Genomic DNA, 14264 nt, shown 5'->3' with positions numbered 1-14264 from the left:
GTTCTCGAAAGTGACGACTTTCTCACGATGAGACTACCGATACTTTGCTCCCAAAACTTTTCTGCACCAGTGAGGGAACCAACTCTCCGCCTGGCGGTTTTGATTGATGCTGACAATGCACAAGCAGCGGTTATTGAAGGACTTTTAGCTGAAATTGCACGTTTTGGCGAAGCCACAGTCAAGCGAATATATGGAGACTTTACTGCTCCCACTAGCGCATCTTGGAAAAAGGTTCTTCAGAAATACTCAATTAAGCCCGTGCAGCAATTTGCTTACACCACAGGAAAAAATGCAACAGATAGCGCTTTAATTATAGCTTTTCCCAGCCTAGTGAGATACGCTTGATACGTTTAGCAGTCGTGCTGAGGGACAGGAATGAAAGCCTACTCCGTTGAGTTCCGCCGAAAAATCATTAAAGCTCATGAAGACGAATCTATTTCGCAACGGAAGCTAGCAAGACGATTTTGTGTCGCCCCAAGCTTTATTCAGAAACTATTAAAGCAGTATCGAGAAACTGATTCCTTCGCACCCAAAATCCGAACTCAGCAGACACCGCCAAAGCTAAAGAGCGCACATCTAGATGTACTTCGACAATTAGTGGAAGCGCAAAATGATGCGACACTGGCAGAACTGCGGGTGCAACTAGCGGAAAAAACTGCTCTCTGGGTCAGCACCTCAACCATTGATCGGGCCCTCAAAAAGCTCGACCTAACAGTAAAAAAAAGACGTTCCACGCCGATGAAAAGGAAAGTGAGCGTGTCCAGCTAAAGCGAGTGGGCTTTTGGCAATTAGTACGAGGCATTTTAGCTGAAAACCTCATCTTCATTGATGAATCTGGAGTGAATCTGGCCTTGACCCGGCTCCGTGCTCGCGCCCCTCAAGGTCAACGTGTCCACGGCAAACGCCCTCAGAAAAGAGGTCGAAATGTTTCTATTGTCGGTGCCCTCAGCTTAACTGGATTGTTGACCAATGTCAGTATCATGGGAGCCTTTGATGGCTTGACGTTTGAGGCTTTTATCTCCCAAAGGTTAGTGCCCAAATTATGGCCAGGAGCTTGTGTGATTATGGATAACTGCTCTATTCATTTAGGCAAAGACATCGAAGAAATGATTCATCAGGCAGGAGCCTCACTCATTTATTTGCCCCCTTACTCGCCCGAATTCTCTCCGATCGAGAATTTCTGGTCGAAGGTCAAGTCGATCTTACGATCACTCGAAGCAAGAACATATCCTGACTTAGCAAAAGCCTTAGACAAAGCCTTCGAGGAAGTTTCTTTGCAAGACATCAGGAATTGGTTCACAAATTGCTGCTACTGTACCTCATTAGAGTGAAAAACGCTGTATTGATGCTATGGATTTGCTATATACGCGCAAGTTCGACGGTTTCTGTTTGGTGACCAGCGATAGTGACTTTACTGGATTGGCAGTACGGATTCGAGAGGAAGGACTAACTGTTCTAGGCTTTGGAGAACAGAAAACACCAGAAGCTTTTAGAAATGCTTGTCACAAGTTTATTTTCACCGAGGTACTACGTCCTACACTCGAAGACGGAGAATCAGGAACCGATTCCCAACACCGCAAAGCATCAAAGCACGATAAAAGTACCTCTCATGAATCCAATAATGAGAAAGGAGTTTTTCCCACTCAATTTTTATTGGCGGCATTGGAAGAATCCAGCGATGACGAAGGATGGGCAGAGCTTGGCGCATTTGGCAATTATCTTAATAAGCTTCAACCTGACTTCGATTCGCGTCTATATGGCTATAAAAAACTTTCTCTACTTGTAAAAGCAAAGCAAAATTTGTTTGTGACTGAAGAGAGAGATGTCGCTGGAGGAACTCACAAAGCCCTATATGTTCGGGCAAAATAGAAGAGCAACATCTGTAACGTGTCTTGGTGGATTTGCCGGAAGCGGGGCGATCGCAGTTGTTAGCCGCGAACTACCCGCGAAGTTTGGCTGTGGGCGATCGCCTTTTTTCCAAACGGCGTCACCGACTGCCAAGGCGAGCCGCTGGTGGCACATACCAATAGGCCCAAGCTATCAACACTAACTGTAGCGGCAGTCGCAGCCAGAGCGAGATCGCGCTAAAAGCTGGATAAAGCTGCGGGTTGAGAGCCATATGGAGATTGGCGGGAAAGACCGCAATCAGCAAAACAATAAGCCCCCAAGCGGCGATCGCGGTGAATTTTGGCACCCATAGCAGCAGCCCCAAAGCAATCTCGAAAATGCCGCTGAGGTAAACCAACCCCAAGGGCCAAGGCAAATAGGGCGGCATGATGTTGAGGTAAAAATCTACACTGATAAAGTGATTGAGCCCCGCCACCACAAATAAGGTGCTCAAGGCAAATTTCAGAGCTGGTTTAAGTTTCGGCATGGTTTTTAGCCTTTACCCTAACAAAGTGGGGCTCAGCTCCTCGTCATTGTTTTTGAAGGACAGACTCCATGCGTCCGACTCGGCGGCTGAGCCGACCACACCGTCCGCGATCGTTGTTGCTCTGGGGGAGTCACCTGGTGGCTTGGCTATTAGTGGGCACCAGCTTGTTTTTGAGTCTGTGGATTGTGTTGCCCGCCCCGACGCGATCGCTGCTACCACTCGGGGTCGGTGCTCCAGAAATCAGCCCGTGGCTAGAGGGCTTGAGTGCGATCTCCTGGTTCAAGCAATTTGGGACAGCATTGCCGCTGAGCAGACTTATCCCGACCTGACCGACGCTCAGAAACAAGCACTCGACCAGCGGATTGAAGACACCGACACCGATCCAGACAACATTTTGACCTGGGATGAAGTGCGAGCTTCGATCAAGCGGCAAGCATGAATTACGCCTTAGTTTTTCGTCCAGAGATTCGGGACGAACTGGATGAAGCCTTTCAATGGTACGAATGCCAGAAAGCTGATTTGGTCGACGAGTTGCTCGACTGTATCGATGCAATGCTCAATCGCGTTTACCTGATACCAGAGGCGTATCCAGTCGTCTACCGGGATGTGTGTCGAGCCGTGGTCAAGCGATTTCCCTACGCCATCTACTACCGCATCGTTTCCAGTCACATCATCGTCACTTCAAAATCTTGGCAGCAGCGCTCATAGATTGGCTTGCCGCGATCGCACCCTAACCTCCCGCTGTCTGTGATTGGGGCGATCGCCCGTTGACTCAGTAGGGTCATCAGTTGACGATACAGCCCCGGCAGATACTGATAGTTGGGGCGATTCAGCTTCCCATTATTGGCCCCCCTCTCAACATGAAAACTCAGCCGTATCAATCCTTTCAGGACTTTTCTGGGTCACTAAGTTCTCACCCGGCGATCGCTTAACGATACTTCTTCAACAACAAGTCCAACTTCTCTAAAGTCGCCGCAGGTGCTTTATCTAGGGGCGTGATCACCGCATATTTCAGCGCATCGTGGGCTTCGGATGCGGGAGGCGTTGTCGCTAAACTGCGCACCGCTGCCCGAATCACTGCCTGGGCATTTTTCGCATTTTTCTGCAAATTGCCAATGACCATTTCGACGGTGACGCTGTCGTGGTCGGGGTGCCAACAGTCGTAATCGGTCACCAGCGCCAGCGTCGCGTAGGCAATTTCGGCTTCGCGGGCGAGTTTGGCTTCGGGCAAGTTGGTCATGCCGATAATGGTCGCGCCCCAACTACGATACAGATTTGACTCCGCCTTGGTGGAAAAGGCTGGTCCTTCCATACAGACATAGGTGCCGCCACGATGCAGCGTCACGTCAGGCAAATTGAGGCTGGTTGCGGCATCGGCAACGACTTTTGCCAGGGCATGACAAATGGGATCGCCAAACGCAATATGCGCCACGATGCCGTCACCAAAAAAGGTCGAAACGCGATTTTTGGTGCGATCAATAAACTGGTCAGGCACCACCATATCTAGAGGCTTGGCCGACTCTCGCAACGACCCCACGGCTGAGGCGGAAATCAGATACTGCACGCCCAGTTGCTTCATGGCATAAATGTTGGCACGAAAGGGCAACTCCGAAGGCATGAGGGTATGGCTGCGGCCATGACGGGCCAGAAACGCCACCCGAGTCCCTTCCAAGGTGCCGACAATTAAGGCATCGGATGGCGGGCCGAAGGGGGTTTCGACCGGCACTTCTGCGATGTCGATGAGCGCGTCCATTTGGTAGAGTCCGCTACCGCCAATGATGCCGATGGTTGCCTGTGGTGTCATAGAGATGTTTTGTTCAACGCCGTTGATTGTAGCGAGTTCGGCCAGGGATTTGCGATCGCGCGCCTAGTTCATCACTCGCTTCTCTCCCCCAGGATGCGTTACCCGCTCTGGGCGATCGCTTGCTTGATGGATCGCTGTGATACCGCTCGGCCAGGATATCTCTAATGATCCAGCCTCGGCCATCAAATCTGCAGCCATAGAACTATCCCAGCAGAATTTCTCCAGCTTCAATTTACTGCGATCGCACCCAGTCCAGGCATGTTTGCATCTGTTCGCGCATCATCGCGGTGTCGGCATGATAGCGGCGACCATGCCCCGGCAGCACCCACTCAAACTCATACGCGGCAAGCTGTTCCATCGATCGCCCCAACTCCGTCCAGGAATACCAGCAATAATTGCGAAAGGCGTAGAGCTGGTGCAGCCGCGCCGACCAGGCGAGATGATCGCCCGTGAATAGAAAGCGATCGCGATAGAGCAAGACGGTGTGTCCCGGAGTGTGTCCCGGCACAGGAATAATCGTGATACCGGGGGCAAACTCAATGGGTTCAGTCCCCCGTAAGGGCTGTTCGATATCGGCGGTACTCGATGTTATGTCAGCAACATGCAAGAGGCGATCGCAGCCAAACTGCTCGTGCCATCGTTCATGATCCGCCACATCATCCCGGTGGGTCAAATACAAATACCGCACTCCACCCAGGGCTTCTAACTGCTTTACCAAGGGCGCGGCGAATCTAGGAGAATCAATCAGGATATTGCCTTCGGGCCGTTGAATGAAATAACTCGCCGCGCCATAGGATTTTTCAGAGTGGTAGCCGCAGTGATACACATTCTCCGCAATGGGGGTAGGTAAACTCGCTTGAGCAGCCTTCATGTCTTTAGGGGGCTCCACCGTCCCTATCGAAGCCGTCGGACAAGAAAGTACGGCTTGCAAGGTGGCCAACCGTTCTGCCTCGGTGAGGGGCTGATGATAAACCGCTGACATGCCAGCATCGCGATGAAACACGCTGGGCACCATCCATCGACAGGTGTCACAGTCAATGCAAGACGTGTCTACATAAATGTCACCGTCAATATTTTGGGGGCGGCGATCTTTGAGGTGGGCCATTTTTCGTCAACGCTCCAGACAGGGCTAATTCTGGTATAGCACCGTGATGCAGCGACTTCAGATGACCCATCCAGCGGGTTATGCCACTGCTGATGTGTCAGACGGATCAGGTCGCTGGGCGATCGCTTTGGCCGATTTTGCCGCTTTGCCAGAGAGAATGCGATCGCCTGACTCGGCCACCTTCAGGACGTCACAACCCGGTGGTGCCGGAAAGGCGCAGGCCAACTTAGCGGCCACACTGGGCGGCGCTTCAAATAGCAGATTCGTAAACCCTTCAGCCTCGTGACGGTTGATCAACTTGGCCTGAAGCTCAAATAATCGTAGCGCCACCAACGGATACACTTGCTGGGGAATGCCTAATAAAGCCCATCCCTTCTTCTCTTTCGCTCGCCGAAAGCGCACAGTTTCCCAAACTGGCGAAGCAAAAGAAACATCAGCCGTGGTTGTGGCGAGACTAATCATAATAGTTTTCGCGTGAACATCTGTTCTACATCAATATTAGTGCGCTTGTACTTTTCTCGCAAGTTTGTCCAGCAGAGTTGAGAAATTTTGATATTGACTAATGCCGTTCACCCGGAGCCATCAGTCGAGGGCTGCGTCCCCTAAGACTGAGTGCGGCGTTTGTCTGTGTTTAGACCACAGTAAATGGGTAGTTTCTGTAACAACCTGTGCAAAGATGGAAAAGCTGTCAAAAAAGACCGTTGATGCCCTCAGGGTAAACGGCGAGCAATTGAGAGGAGGCATAGTTAGCCATGCAGGTTGGCGATCGCGTACGAATCAAAGATTCGGTCATCTTTTATCATCATCCCCTGCACCGCAGCGCCGCCTTTGATGCGCAGGGCATGGAAGGCGAAGTGACCAAGATCTTAAAAGATTGGAAAGGCCGCCCCATCAGCGCTAATTTTCCCGTGGTCGTTAAATTCGCAGTCGAAGGCGCTAAGCGACCTTTTCAAGCGCACCTCCGCAGTGACGAGCTAGAAGCGGTAGATTAGTCCCCTAATGCCCCCATGCACAAGGGCTCTTTGCCTTGGTGCTGGTAGGTGGTGTACAGCGAAGTAACACAAACCCCCCGTTGCCGGTAAATTTTGGCAGCGAGGGGTTTATTTCGTGTTTGGGGTTTTGTGAGCCGTTTATTCCTGACCAGCGGGAGCCAAGCGCTTGCGCAGAGACTCGGCGCGACGTTTAGCCGTCTTGTTATCAGGGTCGTACTTTAGTGATAACTCATACGACTCCAGCGCTTGGGTCGTCAGCTGTTTTCGTTCGTAGCTATGGCCCAAATTGTTCAGAGCTGTGACATAGGTTGGTGCAATGTCTAAAGCTTCTTTATATTGGCGAATTGCGAGGTCATATTGCTCTTGAGCAAAGTAGGCATAGCCCAGTGCATTGCTAATCAAAGCCGCTTGTTCTGATTCTTCTTTGGCTAACAGTTTTAGGGCTTGTTTGAATTGCGTAACCGCCTGAGAATAGAGCTTTTTATCCAGCAGCAGGCTACCCAGTTCGTAGTATTCTCGGGCGTTGCCCTTCTCTTTGCTCAACTTGCTTTGCAAACGATTGAGGGTGCCCTCGACGCGCCGCGTCTTAAACACTTGGCGAATGACCAACACCGCCGCCACACTTAATAAACCGAGCAGCGTTACCAGATAGGTCAACAGCAGATTGGTATCTTCCATGTCTCCGCTTGTGAAAATCAATTCAGGACTAGCATCTTATACCGATTATCTTGACATGCTAAATGCCCTCCTTGAAGAGTTCTCTCTGAAGGTTGGAAATTCTTGACAGAAGTAGGGACGCGGCGGGGGGCCAGGGGGAGCGGTGGCAAGCGGTCGGTGGAGCAAAGGGAGCCCGCCTCCGTCCATCCGTTCGGGGTTATTGGTTTGCTATTGGGAATCGCTCAAGGCAAACCCCAGTAGGTCGCCCGTTCCTCTAGCCAGCCGTCGGCATGCCATTCGTCGATCGTGCCATTTACAAACCGCTGCAAGTCAGCGTACTGATTGCCTTTCGGGAAGGCGATCGCCAACGGTTCCGCCGTCAGCACACTGGGTAACAAACGGTAATTGGGATATTCCTGCACCCAACCAGACAGAACGGTCAGGTCAGCGGCGATCGCCTCCACCTGTCCCGCTGCCGCCATCTCGTATCCTTCTTGATACGAGTCGATACCCACTAAGGTTGCCGTCGGCAGCAGGTAGTTCACATGGGTCACAGCTTCTGATCCGTCGATCAGCGCGATCGTGCCCTGGGCTAAATCTTGCAAATCGCGAATGGCCGGATCGCGCGTAAGAAAGGCGGTACCGTCCAGGTAGTAAGGCGTACTGAAACTGACAACACGCTGGCGCATAGGGGTGATGGCGAGACCAGCGATCGCCAAATCCACCTCATCATTCAGCACCGCCGAGAGCCGTTCCAGGTTCGACACCGGCACCAACTGGACGGCGGTGGGATCGTCAAACAGTTCAACAGCTAGGCGGGTGGCGATGTCGATTTCCAGCCCGACCAGATCTCCACCTTCATCTACAAACCCGAGTGGCCGCCAATTGTCTTTCACGGCTACCACCAAATAGCCTCGTTCTTCAATCGTGGCTAAATCCGCTGAAAACGCAACTGGGGCTGCAAAACCTTGCACCCCCAGTACCAGGCTAAAAATAGAAATCGGTAAGCGCATGTCGTGAGCTGACAAGACTACCTCAAAAGTTTAGGCTTTGCTGGCAATTTCGACGACCTTACCGAACCCTTCCGGGTCTAAAATCGCCATCTGAGCCAACATTTTACGGTTGATCTCAATGTCAGCTTTCTTGAGCTGGCCGATGAGTCGGCTGTAGCTCATGCCGTGCAGACGCGCCGCAGCGTTGATGCGCGTAATCCATAGCCGACGAAAATCACGCTTCCGACGACGGCGATCGCGATAGGCATACCGCAATGCCTTCATGACCTGCTGATTCGCCGTGCGAAAGAGCTTAGAGTGCGATCCACGAAAACCTTTTGCCAACTTGAGCACCTTTTTCCGGCGCTTGCGGGCGACATTACCGCGTTTAACCCGTGCCATTCTGTCTTAGTCCTGAGTATTTACAAGTACCAACTTGGGAAAGTTGGACGATGAGCATGCAAAGCGTGACACCAACTACCGCTAGCCAAAGCGCTAGGAGTAGGGCAGCATCAGCTCAACGTTAGGCGCATCGGCATCAACCACCACTGCTTTCTGAGACAGACGAGCTTTGCGCTTCGTCTTTTTCTTGTCCAGCAGGTGATTGCGAAATGCTTTGCGGCGTACGAACTTGCCACTGCCCGTGCGCTTGAAACGCTTGGCAGCCGCTCGGCGAGTTTTTAGCTTCGGCATGACGACGTTTTCCTATTTTCGACGCAGTCTTACATGATATACCCAGCATCTTGATCTACACAAGGGCATCACGATTACCGTCCTCACTCTCCCTGCGATGAACAGGCAAAAAGTGATACAAACTTATTAAAATCTTGGGGGATGGTATGGCCAAGTCACGCTCAATTTATGTGTGCAACAGTTGTGGGGCGGAGTCGTCGCAGTATTTTGGCAAATGCACCGTCTGCGGCAACTGGAACACGATGGTCGAGCAGGTGACGCAGACCTCAGAACCGGCCCAGATGGGTGCTGTCCGAGGGCGATCGCGCTCCACCAGCGCCACCAAATCGACCAAACAGCCAGAACCCCGTCTCGCCCGCACCCTCAACCAAATTGAAGACCGCCCCCAGCCGCGCCAGCCCTCTGGCTATGAAGAACTGGATCGCGTGCTCGGCGGCGGTATTGTACCGGGTTCCCTCGTGCTGGTGGGGGGCGATCCGGGCATTGGCAAATCCACTTTATTGCTGCAAGTGGCAAACTATTTGGCCCAAAAGATGGGGGTGCTGTACGTTTGTGCCGAGGAATCGGGACAGCAGGTGAAGTTGCGATCGCAGCGCTTGGGCATCGGCAGCTTGGGGCATGAGCTGGAGGACGAAACCGGGGCCGCTCAATCACCCGCCGCCCCTAAAGCGGAAGCAACAGCCGCCAATCAAGGGCTCTATTTACTCCCCGAAGTCGACCTGGAAACGATTTTGATGGAATTGGAGTCGCTGAAGCCGACGGTGGCGGTGATCGATAGTATCCAAGCCCTGTACTATGGGGCGCTGACCTCGGCACCGGGGTCGGTTTCCCAAGTGCGGGAATGTACGTCAGGACTGATGCAGGTCGCCAAGCGCGATGATATTGCTCTCTTCATCGTCGGGCATGTCACCAAGGAAGGGGCGATCGCGGGGCCGAAAGTGCTGGAGCATTTGGTCGATACGGTGCTGTATTTTGAGGGCGATCGCTTTGCCAGTCACCGTCTACTGCGATCGGTCAAAAATCGCTTTGGCGCGACCCATGAGCTGGGCATTTTTGAAATGGTGGAGCAGGGACTGCAAGAAGTCCACAATCCGTCGGAACTATTTTTGGGCAATCGCGATGAAGCCGTGCCTGGGATTGCCACCATCGTGGCTTGTGAAGGGACTCGCCCTTTGGTGGTCGAGCTGCAATCGCTCGTGAGCCCGACCAGCTACAGTTCGCCGCGCCGCTCCACTACGGGCATTGAGTACAACCGGCTGTTGCAAATCCTGGCAGTGCTCGAAAAGCGGGTCGGCATTCCCCTCTCAAAACTGGATGCCTACGTTGCGTCATCCGGGGGGTTAAACGTAGGGGAACCTGCGGCCGATTTGGGAATTGCGTTGGCAGTGGCGGCCAGCTTTCGCGATCGCATTATCGATCCCTACACCGTCATTCTGGGTGAAGTGGGACTGGGCGGCCAGGTGCGCCCCGTGTCGCAATTAGAATTACGCCTGAAAGAAGCGACCAAACTCGGCTTTAAGCGAGCGATCGTTCCCAAAGGGCAGGGAGGATTAGACACACCACTGGAAGTGGTGCCCGTGGCCCGCGTGATGGATGCAATCACGGCGGGTCTAGGCGGTGCTGCTTAACCGAATGGCCAGGGTGCCATGCAGCAGCCCATCACCACTACGGTTGTTCGGTTTGCTCGGTGTTCACTAAGTTTTTAATGTCTTGAATGGTGGGGTCATTGCCCCAAATCTTGGCGGCTTGAAATAGCAAGACCGCCAAGAAAGTTAGACCGACAAATAGCTTGGCGTAGCTGACAAGGTGGCGTAGGGCGGGGTTGGTATAAACACGCATAGCAGAATTCCTCCACAAATACGAATGCAATGGGCTAATAAAAGTTGATAACCACTGGGCGTCCTTGGTAGGCCCGTGGCGCTACCGGGTAGATGATGAACAAGGGTCAAACCGCAGTTAACAGAAGAGCGGTGATTTAGATTGATGATTCATGCCGCTACTTTTTATTATGAAAACTAATGAGTGCCAGTGCGATCGCCGCTCACAATCTTTCACACAAATTTAATGCGGATGGGACTTTACACAAAGGAATTGTGATGTGGGACACAGTCAAGTCCCAAGACAGCGACCAGGTCTAGCGAGTCTGGAAAATATTTTGCACCATTTGCTTATCGCTGCGTCTGACCGCATTGTCGAGTTCTACCACTTCACCAGCCTCCAAACGCCAGCCTAATGCACCCGTATTTTGCTGCGCCTGCGCCAAAGTTTTAGCGCCGGGAATGGGCATGAAACCCTTGCAGATACACCAGTTCAACGCGATTTGGGCCATCGTTTTTTCGCGAAAGATGGCGATCGCGTTCAAGGTGTCCAAAATGGGCTGCACCCCCGGCAGCAATTGGCGAAACACCAATCCCCGTAAACCGCTAGGGAGGTTTCGCCCCACTTCATACTTACCGGTGAGCAGGCCCAATGCCAGGGGACTGTAGGCAATCAGCCGAATTCCTAGCTCATCACAAACGTCCTGAATGCCCAACTCGGTCACGGGATAAGTCGATAGCAAGGAATATTGCACTTGCAGCGTCGTGATGGGAATGCCGCGATCGCGAAAGCGCGGATAGACTTTTTGCAGCCGTTGCGGGCCGAAGTTCGAGAGCCCGATGCCCTGAACTTGGCGTTGTTCAACGAGATCCGCCAAACCGTCGAGCAGCGCCCCCTCTTGCCAGGGGGCATAGTTCGCCGTAGACCAATGCAGTTGCGCCAAATCGACGGATCGTCCCAGCCGCTGGGCCGATGCTGCACAGGCTTTGGACATCGCGCCCCGAGTCAGTCGCCAGGGATAGGCCGCTAATTTAGTCGCGAGGCAGAGGCGATCGCGATTGGCTCCCTCATAAGCGCTGGCAAATTGCCCCAGTAAGGCTTCGCTGCGGCCATTGAGGCGGCCTGTACCGTAGGAATCCCCAGTATCAAACAGCGTCACGCCTTGACTCACGCAATGGTTAAATACCGCCTGCAACTGCTCATCCATATCAGGCGAATAGCCCCACAGCAGGCGATTACCCCAAGCCCAGGTACCACACCCCATCTCTGGTAAGGCGATCGCCAACGCTTGAGCCACTTCTGTCGTTTGCGCCATGGGTTTCATGCTCCCAACAACCTCTCTGGCAAGTAGGATAGGCGATCATCGGCCAGGCTGACTCCGTAGTTGCCCGCTCTAATTAGACTGTCAGGGACATTTAGGAATGAGAATTGAGAATAAGTTGGGATAGCCGAGACGGCTATCCCCAGGCAGGCAAGATGCCTGCTCTAACAATTTTGCCGTTATTTGATCATCATTTCAGAGCCAACCGCGCGGCATTACTACGAGGCTACAGTAGCCTCAGCGCTAGTGGTATGAAAGATGACTGGGCGGGCGATTTAGTGGTCTATTCGTGAACTCTGGTTAGCTGGTGTCGTGGAGTTAAGCGCTATGCTACGCGATTTGAAAATGCTGATTTAGCGACTGGGTCAACAGGTCATGAACCCGAGTTAAAATTGGCTCATCTTGTCGGTAGGCCAGCATTTCGGCCATGCACTGGACAAAGTCCCAGTTAATTGCAGCACCGTCCCGGAGCGTTTTGCTCGCTGCATAGTACGAGACTTCGGCGGGCACATCCAGTTCTTCCGTTTCGCCGGTAATGAGCGTGTGGGCTGGTTTGCCAGAGACCACCTTGCCCCGCAGGGTAATCTGAAACCAAATGATCTCTTCTCCCTGGATATCAACAGTGATGTCGAAATAGGCTTCTTGGCCTTGGTACCACAGTCGTTTGGTCTGAGGGCTCGTGGCTGGAGCTTTCATCAAATTAGTGCTGATCAGGCGTAAAGAGTTGCCCAAGGCCTCTAACTCAAATTTTTGGATTTTCATGGCGAGTTCTGTAGACCGGCAACATCAACAACTTAGCTTTACCTTTGCAATGTGTCTTCCTCCGGAGGCGCAATCTCTAAACTGTCCTCAAACAAACAGTCCGCGAGCCCCAAAACCGGCGATCGCCCCCGGCCATTTAACTGCGTTGCGCTCCCCGTGGACAACTGCACCCCGTTGCAACTTTAGAGCGCCTGCTAACGAAGGAATGGGAATTGAATCAGTTGGGACAGCCATCTCGGCTGTTCACGAGCAGGCACCCATCGCCCCCTTCCCGCAGCAACTCATCCACGTCCCTCACTCAGAAGGTGATTTTCTGGCCGACCCTAATTGCTAGGCGGTGCCATAATCTGCTCGTAATGCGCCCACCAGCGACTCAGTGGATAGTAAATAGCAGGAGCCCAAAGGCTGCTCAGAATAGCGGAACTAAGGGCAATGCGCTGATGCTGGAGCCAAATAGCGGGCACGCCTGGATAAGGCGAGGTGCTGCTCACGAGATGATAAGCCGTGATTTGCAGCGCCATGATGGTCTGGGCAATCACAGTCATGCCAAAAACGATAATCGCGACGGAGACAAAGTCTTCTTGAATGAATCGCTGTTTTTGAATACGGGCAGTGAGAAAGCCCACCAAGGTTAACCCCAGGGTATGGGTGGGGAAATAGCCGGTCAGACCGTCATGCACCAGGCCCAGGATAAAACCCACGATCGCCCCCTCGACGCCGCTGCGCTGCACACTCCAAGCGACTAGCCACATGAGCAACCAACTGGGAGCTACCCCAAACAACACCATGCCAGGTAATCGCATGGGCAACAGCAAAGTACACAGCAAGGCCGAGCCCATGACGAGGCCAATATTAATCCAGCGATAACGACGACGCTGGCCCAGACTAACAGAGCGGCTGATCGTCATGGCGTGCGATCGCCCTCCACCGCATCCGTCCCTTCCCGATTAGGAATCACCTCTTGCAGAGTATCCCGAGTCTCTGGCATGGTGATATCTCTGGGCTCAAAGGGAATGACTTCCACCCATTCGACAATGCCCAGCGGCGCTGTGAGCTCCACCGTCACCTCTGGCGCGGGACTTTTAGCGAGATCAAGGGCGACTACCCGACCAATGGGGATGTCTTGGGGAAACAGCTTGCTGTAGGCGGACGTGGTGACCACATCACCCACTTTCACATCGGGAATTTTGTCGAAGAACTCCATCACCACTTGTTGCCCCATGCTGCCCTGAATGTAACCAGTGGCTCGACTCCGACTAATGCGTGCCCCCACGCGACTGGTGGGGTCGCTGACCAACAAAACCCGGCTGCTATTGGGAGAAACCGCAATCACGCGGCCCACCAAGCCCCCTGGCCCGGTCACGACATCATCGGGGGTGATACCATCCTGTGCGCCCCGGCTAATGATGATTTGCTGCCACCAGTCACCTGCGCTGCGGCCAATGACAGCAGCGGGTGTCCCCTCATCGGCTGGTGAGCTGTCACCTTCGACAATTTGCCGGAGCGATCGGTTTTGACTTTCGAGCTCGACCAAGCGCTGCTGCAACTCTTGGGCATAGCTCGATTGCAACATGGCCTCGCGGGATGGCCCCGGGTGAAACGGGCGGGTGACCCAGCGATACATTTCATAGATCACCGCACCGCCGCTGTCACGCATACTCAGCGCCGCAATCATCACCAAGACCACTAATCCGGCCTTGAGGGCATATTGATTCCACCAGCGCCGCAGGGCAAACATGGCTACTC

The 14264-nt window shown here is 53.2% G+C and carries 19 protein-coding genes and 3 pseudogenes; 9 read left to right on the top strand and 13 right to left on the bottom strand.

Annotated elements, in window-relative coordinates; all coding sequences use genetic code 11:
- Nucleotides 1-27 precede the first annotated feature (27 nt).
- From JUK32_RS16960 to JUK32_RS16950, 3 genes and pseudogenes are all read left to right on the top strand, one after another.
- Nucleotides 28-315 (top strand): annotated as a pseudogene (locus tag JUK32_RS16960) (NYN domain-containing protein); the annotation flags it as partial.
- A gap of 60 nt (nucleotides 316-375) precedes the next feature.
- A protein-coding gene (locus JUK32_RS16955) for an IS630 family transposase (RefSeq protein ID WP_204140045.1) occupies nucleotides 376-1331 on the top strand; the annotation gives its coding sequence in 2 pieces (ribosomal slippage) (nucleotides 376-715 and nucleotides 715-1331; 957 coding nt in all).
- 10 nt (nucleotides 1332-1341) lie between these two features.
- Nucleotides 1342-1869 (top strand): annotated as a pseudogene (locus tag JUK32_RS16950) (NYN domain-containing protein); the annotation flags it as partial.
- Between the two features lie 118 nt (nucleotides 1870-1987).
- On the opposite strand, the gene JUK32_RS16945 reads toward JUK32_RS16950, so the two are convergent.
- Nucleotides 1988-2374 carry a DoxX family membrane protein gene (locus JUK32_RS16945; protein WP_204140043.1) on the bottom strand — a complete coding sequence of 129 codons (387 nt, stop codon included), beginning with the start codon at nucleotides 2372-2374 and terminating at the stop codon, nucleotides 1988-1990.
- Nucleotides 2375-2442: 68 nt separating this feature from the next.
- Here JUK32_RS16945 and JUK32_RS27645 point away from each other — a divergent pair, with 68 nt between their 5' ends.
- The 3 genes and pseudogenes from JUK32_RS27645 (at nucleotide 2443) to JUK32_RS16935 (ending at nucleotide 3082) form a co-directional block, all read left to right on the top strand.
- Nucleotides 2443-2703, top strand: coding sequence for a hypothetical protein (locus JUK32_RS27645; RefSeq protein WP_239112767.1), 261 nt, complete (start codon nucleotides 2443-2445; stop codon nucleotides 2701-2703).
- Nucleotides 2649-2813: pseudogene (locus tag JUK32_RS27640) on the top strand (addiction module protein); the annotation flags it as partial. The gene JUK32_RS27645 and the pseudogene JUK32_RS27640, both read left to right, overlap by 55 nt.
- Nucleotides 2810-3082, top strand: a complete 273-nt coding sequence (locus JUK32_RS16935; protein ID WP_204140041.1) for a type II toxin-antitoxin system RelE/ParE family toxin — start codon at nucleotides 2810-2812, stop codon at nucleotides 3080-3082. The pseudogene JUK32_RS27640 and the gene JUK32_RS16935, both read left to right, overlap by 4 nt.
- 220 nt (nucleotides 3083-3302) lie before the next feature.
- Here the strand turns inward: JUK32_RS16935 and JUK32_RS16930 are convergent, their stop codons facing one another.
- The 3 genes from JUK32_RS16930 to JUK32_RS16920 all read right to left on the bottom strand — a co-directional run bounded on the left by JUK32_RS16930 (nucleotide 3303) and on the right by JUK32_RS16920 (nucleotide 5745).
- Complete coding sequence (locus JUK32_RS16930; protein ID WP_204140040.1) at nucleotides 3303-4178, bottom strand: S-methyl-5'-thioadenosine phosphorylase; 876 nt, start codon at nucleotides 4176-4178, stop codon at nucleotides 3303-3305.
- Nucleotides 4179-4410: 232 nt separating this feature from the next.
- Nucleotides 4411-5283 (bottom strand): MBL fold metallo-hydrolase, encoded by an 873-nt coding sequence (locus tag JUK32_RS16925; RefSeq protein ID WP_204140039.1) that lies wholly within the window; start codon nucleotides 5281-5283, stop codon nucleotides 4411-4413.
- A gap of 78 nt (nucleotides 5284-5361) precedes the next feature.
- Complete coding sequence (locus JUK32_RS16920) at nucleotides 5362-5745, bottom strand: hypothetical protein (protein ID WP_204140038.1); 384 nt, start codon at nucleotides 5743-5745, stop codon at nucleotides 5362-5364.
- Between the two features lie 290 nt (nucleotides 5746-6035).
- On the opposite strand from JUK32_RS16920, the gene JUK32_RS16915 reads away from it, so the two are divergent.
- Nucleotides 6036-6275: a ferredoxin-thioredoxin reductase variable chain gene (locus JUK32_RS16915; protein ID WP_204140037.1), complete on the top strand. Its 240-nt coding sequence runs from the start codon at nucleotides 6036-6038 to the stop codon at nucleotides 6273-6275.
- 138 nt (nucleotides 6276-6413) lie between these two features.
- Here the strand turns inward: JUK32_RS16915 and JUK32_RS16910 are convergent, their stop codons facing one another.
- The 4 genes from JUK32_RS16910 to rpmI form a co-directional block, all read right to left on the bottom strand.
- Nucleotides 6414-6953, bottom strand: a complete 540-nt coding sequence (locus JUK32_RS16910) for a tetratricopeptide repeat protein (protein WP_204140036.1) — start codon at nucleotides 6951-6953, stop codon at nucleotides 6414-6416.
- A 221-nt stretch (nucleotides 6954-7174) separates the two neighbouring features.
- Entirely contained in the window at nucleotides 7175-7960 is a 786-nt protein-coding gene (locus tag JUK32_RS16905; protein ID WP_239112753.1) for a transporter substrate-binding domain-containing protein, read from the bottom strand.
- A 15-nt stretch (nucleotides 7961-7975) separates the two neighbouring features.
- Nucleotides 7976-8326, bottom strand: a complete 351-nt coding sequence (rplT, locus tag JUK32_RS16900) for a 50S ribosomal protein L20 (protein ID WP_039725952.1) — start codon at nucleotides 8324-8326, stop codon at nucleotides 7976-7978.
- A 93-nt stretch (nucleotides 8327-8419) separates the two neighbouring features.
- Nucleotides 8420-8617 carry a 50S ribosomal protein L35 gene (gene rpmI / locus JUK32_RS16895; RefSeq protein WP_039725953.1) on the bottom strand — a complete coding sequence of 66 codons (198 nt, stop codon included), beginning with the start codon at nucleotides 8615-8617 and terminating at the stop codon, nucleotides 8420-8422.
- 146 nt (nucleotides 8618-8763) lie between these two features.
- On the opposite strand from rpmI, the gene radA reads away from it, so the two are divergent.
- The gene (gene radA / locus JUK32_RS16890; protein ID WP_204140035.1) at nucleotides 8764-10245 is read left to right on the top strand and encodes a DNA repair protein RadA; all 1482 of its coding nucleotides are present in this window, start codon (nucleotides 8764-8766) and stop codon (nucleotides 10243-10245) included.
- A gap of 37 nt (nucleotides 10246-10282) precedes the next feature.
- On the opposite strand, the gene JUK32_RS16885 is transcribed toward radA, so the two are convergent.
- Both JUK32_RS16885 and JUK32_RS16880 read right to left on the bottom strand, forming a co-directional pair.
- Complete coding sequence (locus JUK32_RS16885; RefSeq protein WP_204140034.1) at nucleotides 10283-10456, bottom strand: hypothetical protein; 174 nt, start codon at nucleotides 10454-10456, stop codon at nucleotides 10283-10285.
- A 295-nt stretch (nucleotides 10457-10751) separates the two neighbouring features.
- A complete protein-coding gene (locus JUK32_RS16880; protein ID WP_375541576.1) occupies nucleotides 10752-11759 on the bottom strand; it encodes an aldo/keto reductase in 1008 nt (335 codons plus the stop codon).
- 152 nt (nucleotides 11760-11911) lie between these two features.
- Here JUK32_RS16880 and JUK32_RS16875 point away from each other — a divergent pair, with 152 nt between their 5' ends.
- Nucleotides 11912-12049: a hypothetical protein gene (locus JUK32_RS16875; RefSeq protein WP_204140032.1), complete on the top strand. Its 138-nt coding sequence runs from the start codon at nucleotides 11912-11914 to the stop codon at nucleotides 12047-12049.
- Nucleotides 12050-12086: 37 nt separating this feature from the next.
- On the opposite strand, the gene JUK32_RS16870 is transcribed toward JUK32_RS16875, so the two are convergent.
- From JUK32_RS16870 to mreC, 3 genes are all read right to left on the bottom strand, one after another.
- Entirely contained in the window at nucleotides 12087-12518 is a 432-nt protein-coding gene (locus JUK32_RS16870; RefSeq protein WP_204140031.1) for a hypothetical protein, read from the bottom strand.
- A 323-nt stretch (nucleotides 12519-12841) separates the two neighbouring features.
- Entirely contained in the window at nucleotides 12842-13426 is a 585-nt protein-coding gene (gene mreD / locus JUK32_RS16865; protein WP_204140030.1) for a rod shape-determining protein MreD, read from the bottom strand.
- Nucleotides 13423-14256, bottom strand: coding sequence for a rod shape-determining protein MreC (gene mreC / locus JUK32_RS16860; RefSeq protein ID WP_204140029.1), 834 nt, complete (start codon nucleotides 14254-14256; stop codon nucleotides 13423-13425). The genes mreD and mreC overlap by 4 nt, the downstream gene beginning before the upstream one ends.
- Between the last annotated feature and the right edge of the window lie 8 nt (nucleotides 14257-14264).

This window comes from Halomicronema sp. CCY15110 (assembly GCF_016888165.1).
Lineage (GTDB): Bacteria > Cyanobacteriota > Cyanobacteriia > Phormidesmidales > Phormidesmidaceae > Halomicronema.
Note: the sequence above shows the minus strand (reverse complement) of the source record. Positions and strands in the feature narration are given on the sequence as shown.

Bases quoted from the DNA above. Each gene is read 5' to 3' on its own strand.
- JUK32_RS16885 (WP_204140034.1), bottom strand. From the start codon at position 10,456: ATGCGTGTTTATACCAACCCCGCCCTACGCCACCTTGTCAGCTACGCC.
- JUK32_RS16870 (WP_204140031.1), bottom strand. From the start codon at position 12,518: ATGAAAATCCAAAAATTTGAGTTAGAGGCCTTGGGCAACTCTTTACGC.
- JUK32_RS16880 (WP_375541576.1), bottom strand. From the start codon at position 11,759: ATGAAACCCATGGCGCAAACGACAGAAGTGGCTCAAGCGTTGGCGATC.
- JUK32_RS16910 (WP_204140036.1), bottom strand. From the start codon at position 6,953: ATGGAAGATACCAATCTGCTGTTGACCTATCTGGTAACGCTGCTCGGT.
- JUK32_RS16945 (WP_204140043.1), bottom strand. From the start codon at position 2,374: ATGCCGAAACTTAAACCAGCTCTGAAATTTGCCTTGAGCACCTTATTT.
- JUK32_RS16930 (WP_204140040.1), bottom strand. From the start codon at position 4,178: ATGACACCACAGGCAACCATCGGCATCATTGGCGGTAGCGGACTCTAC.
- rplT (WP_039725952.1), bottom strand. From the start codon at position 8,326: ATGGCACGGGTTAAACGCGGTAATGTCGCCCGCAAGCGCCGGAAAAAG.
- JUK32_RS16925 (WP_204140039.1), bottom strand. From the start codon at position 5,283: ATGGCCCACCTCAAAGATCGCCGCCCCCAAAATATTGACGGTGACATT.
- JUK32_RS27645 (WP_239112767.1), top strand. From the start codon at position 2,443: ATGCGTCCGACTCGGCGGCTGAGCCGACCACACCGTCCGCGATCGTTG.
- JUK32_RS16875 (WP_204140032.1), top strand. From the start codon at position 11,912: ATGCCTGCTCTAACAATTTTGCCGTTATTTGATCATCATTTCAGAGCC.
- radA (WP_204140035.1), top strand. From the start codon at position 8,764: ATGGCCAAGTCACGCTCAATTTATGTGTGCAACAGTTGTGGGGCGGAG.
- mreD (WP_204140030.1), bottom strand. From the start codon at position 13,426: ATGACGATCAGCCGCTCTGTTAGTCTGGGCCAGCGTCGTCGTTATCGC.
- rpmI (WP_039725953.1), bottom strand. From the start codon at position 8,617: ATGCCGAAGCTAAAAACTCGCCGAGCGGCTGCCAAGCGTTTCAAGCGC.
- JUK32_RS16935 (WP_204140041.1), top strand. From the start codon at position 2,810: ATGAATTACGCCTTAGTTTTTCGTCCAGAGATTCGGGACGAACTGGAT.
- JUK32_RS16915 (WP_204140037.1), top strand. From the start codon at position 6,036: ATGCAGGTTGGCGATCGCGTACGAATCAAAGATTCGGTCATCTTTTAT.
- mreC (WP_204140029.1), bottom strand. From the start codon at position 14,256: ATGTTTGCCCTGCGGCGCTGGTGGAATCAATATGCCCTCAAGGCCGGA.
- JUK32_RS16920 (WP_204140038.1), bottom strand. From the start codon at position 5,745: ATGATTAGTCTCGCCACAACCACGGCTGATGTTTCTTTTGCTTCGCCA.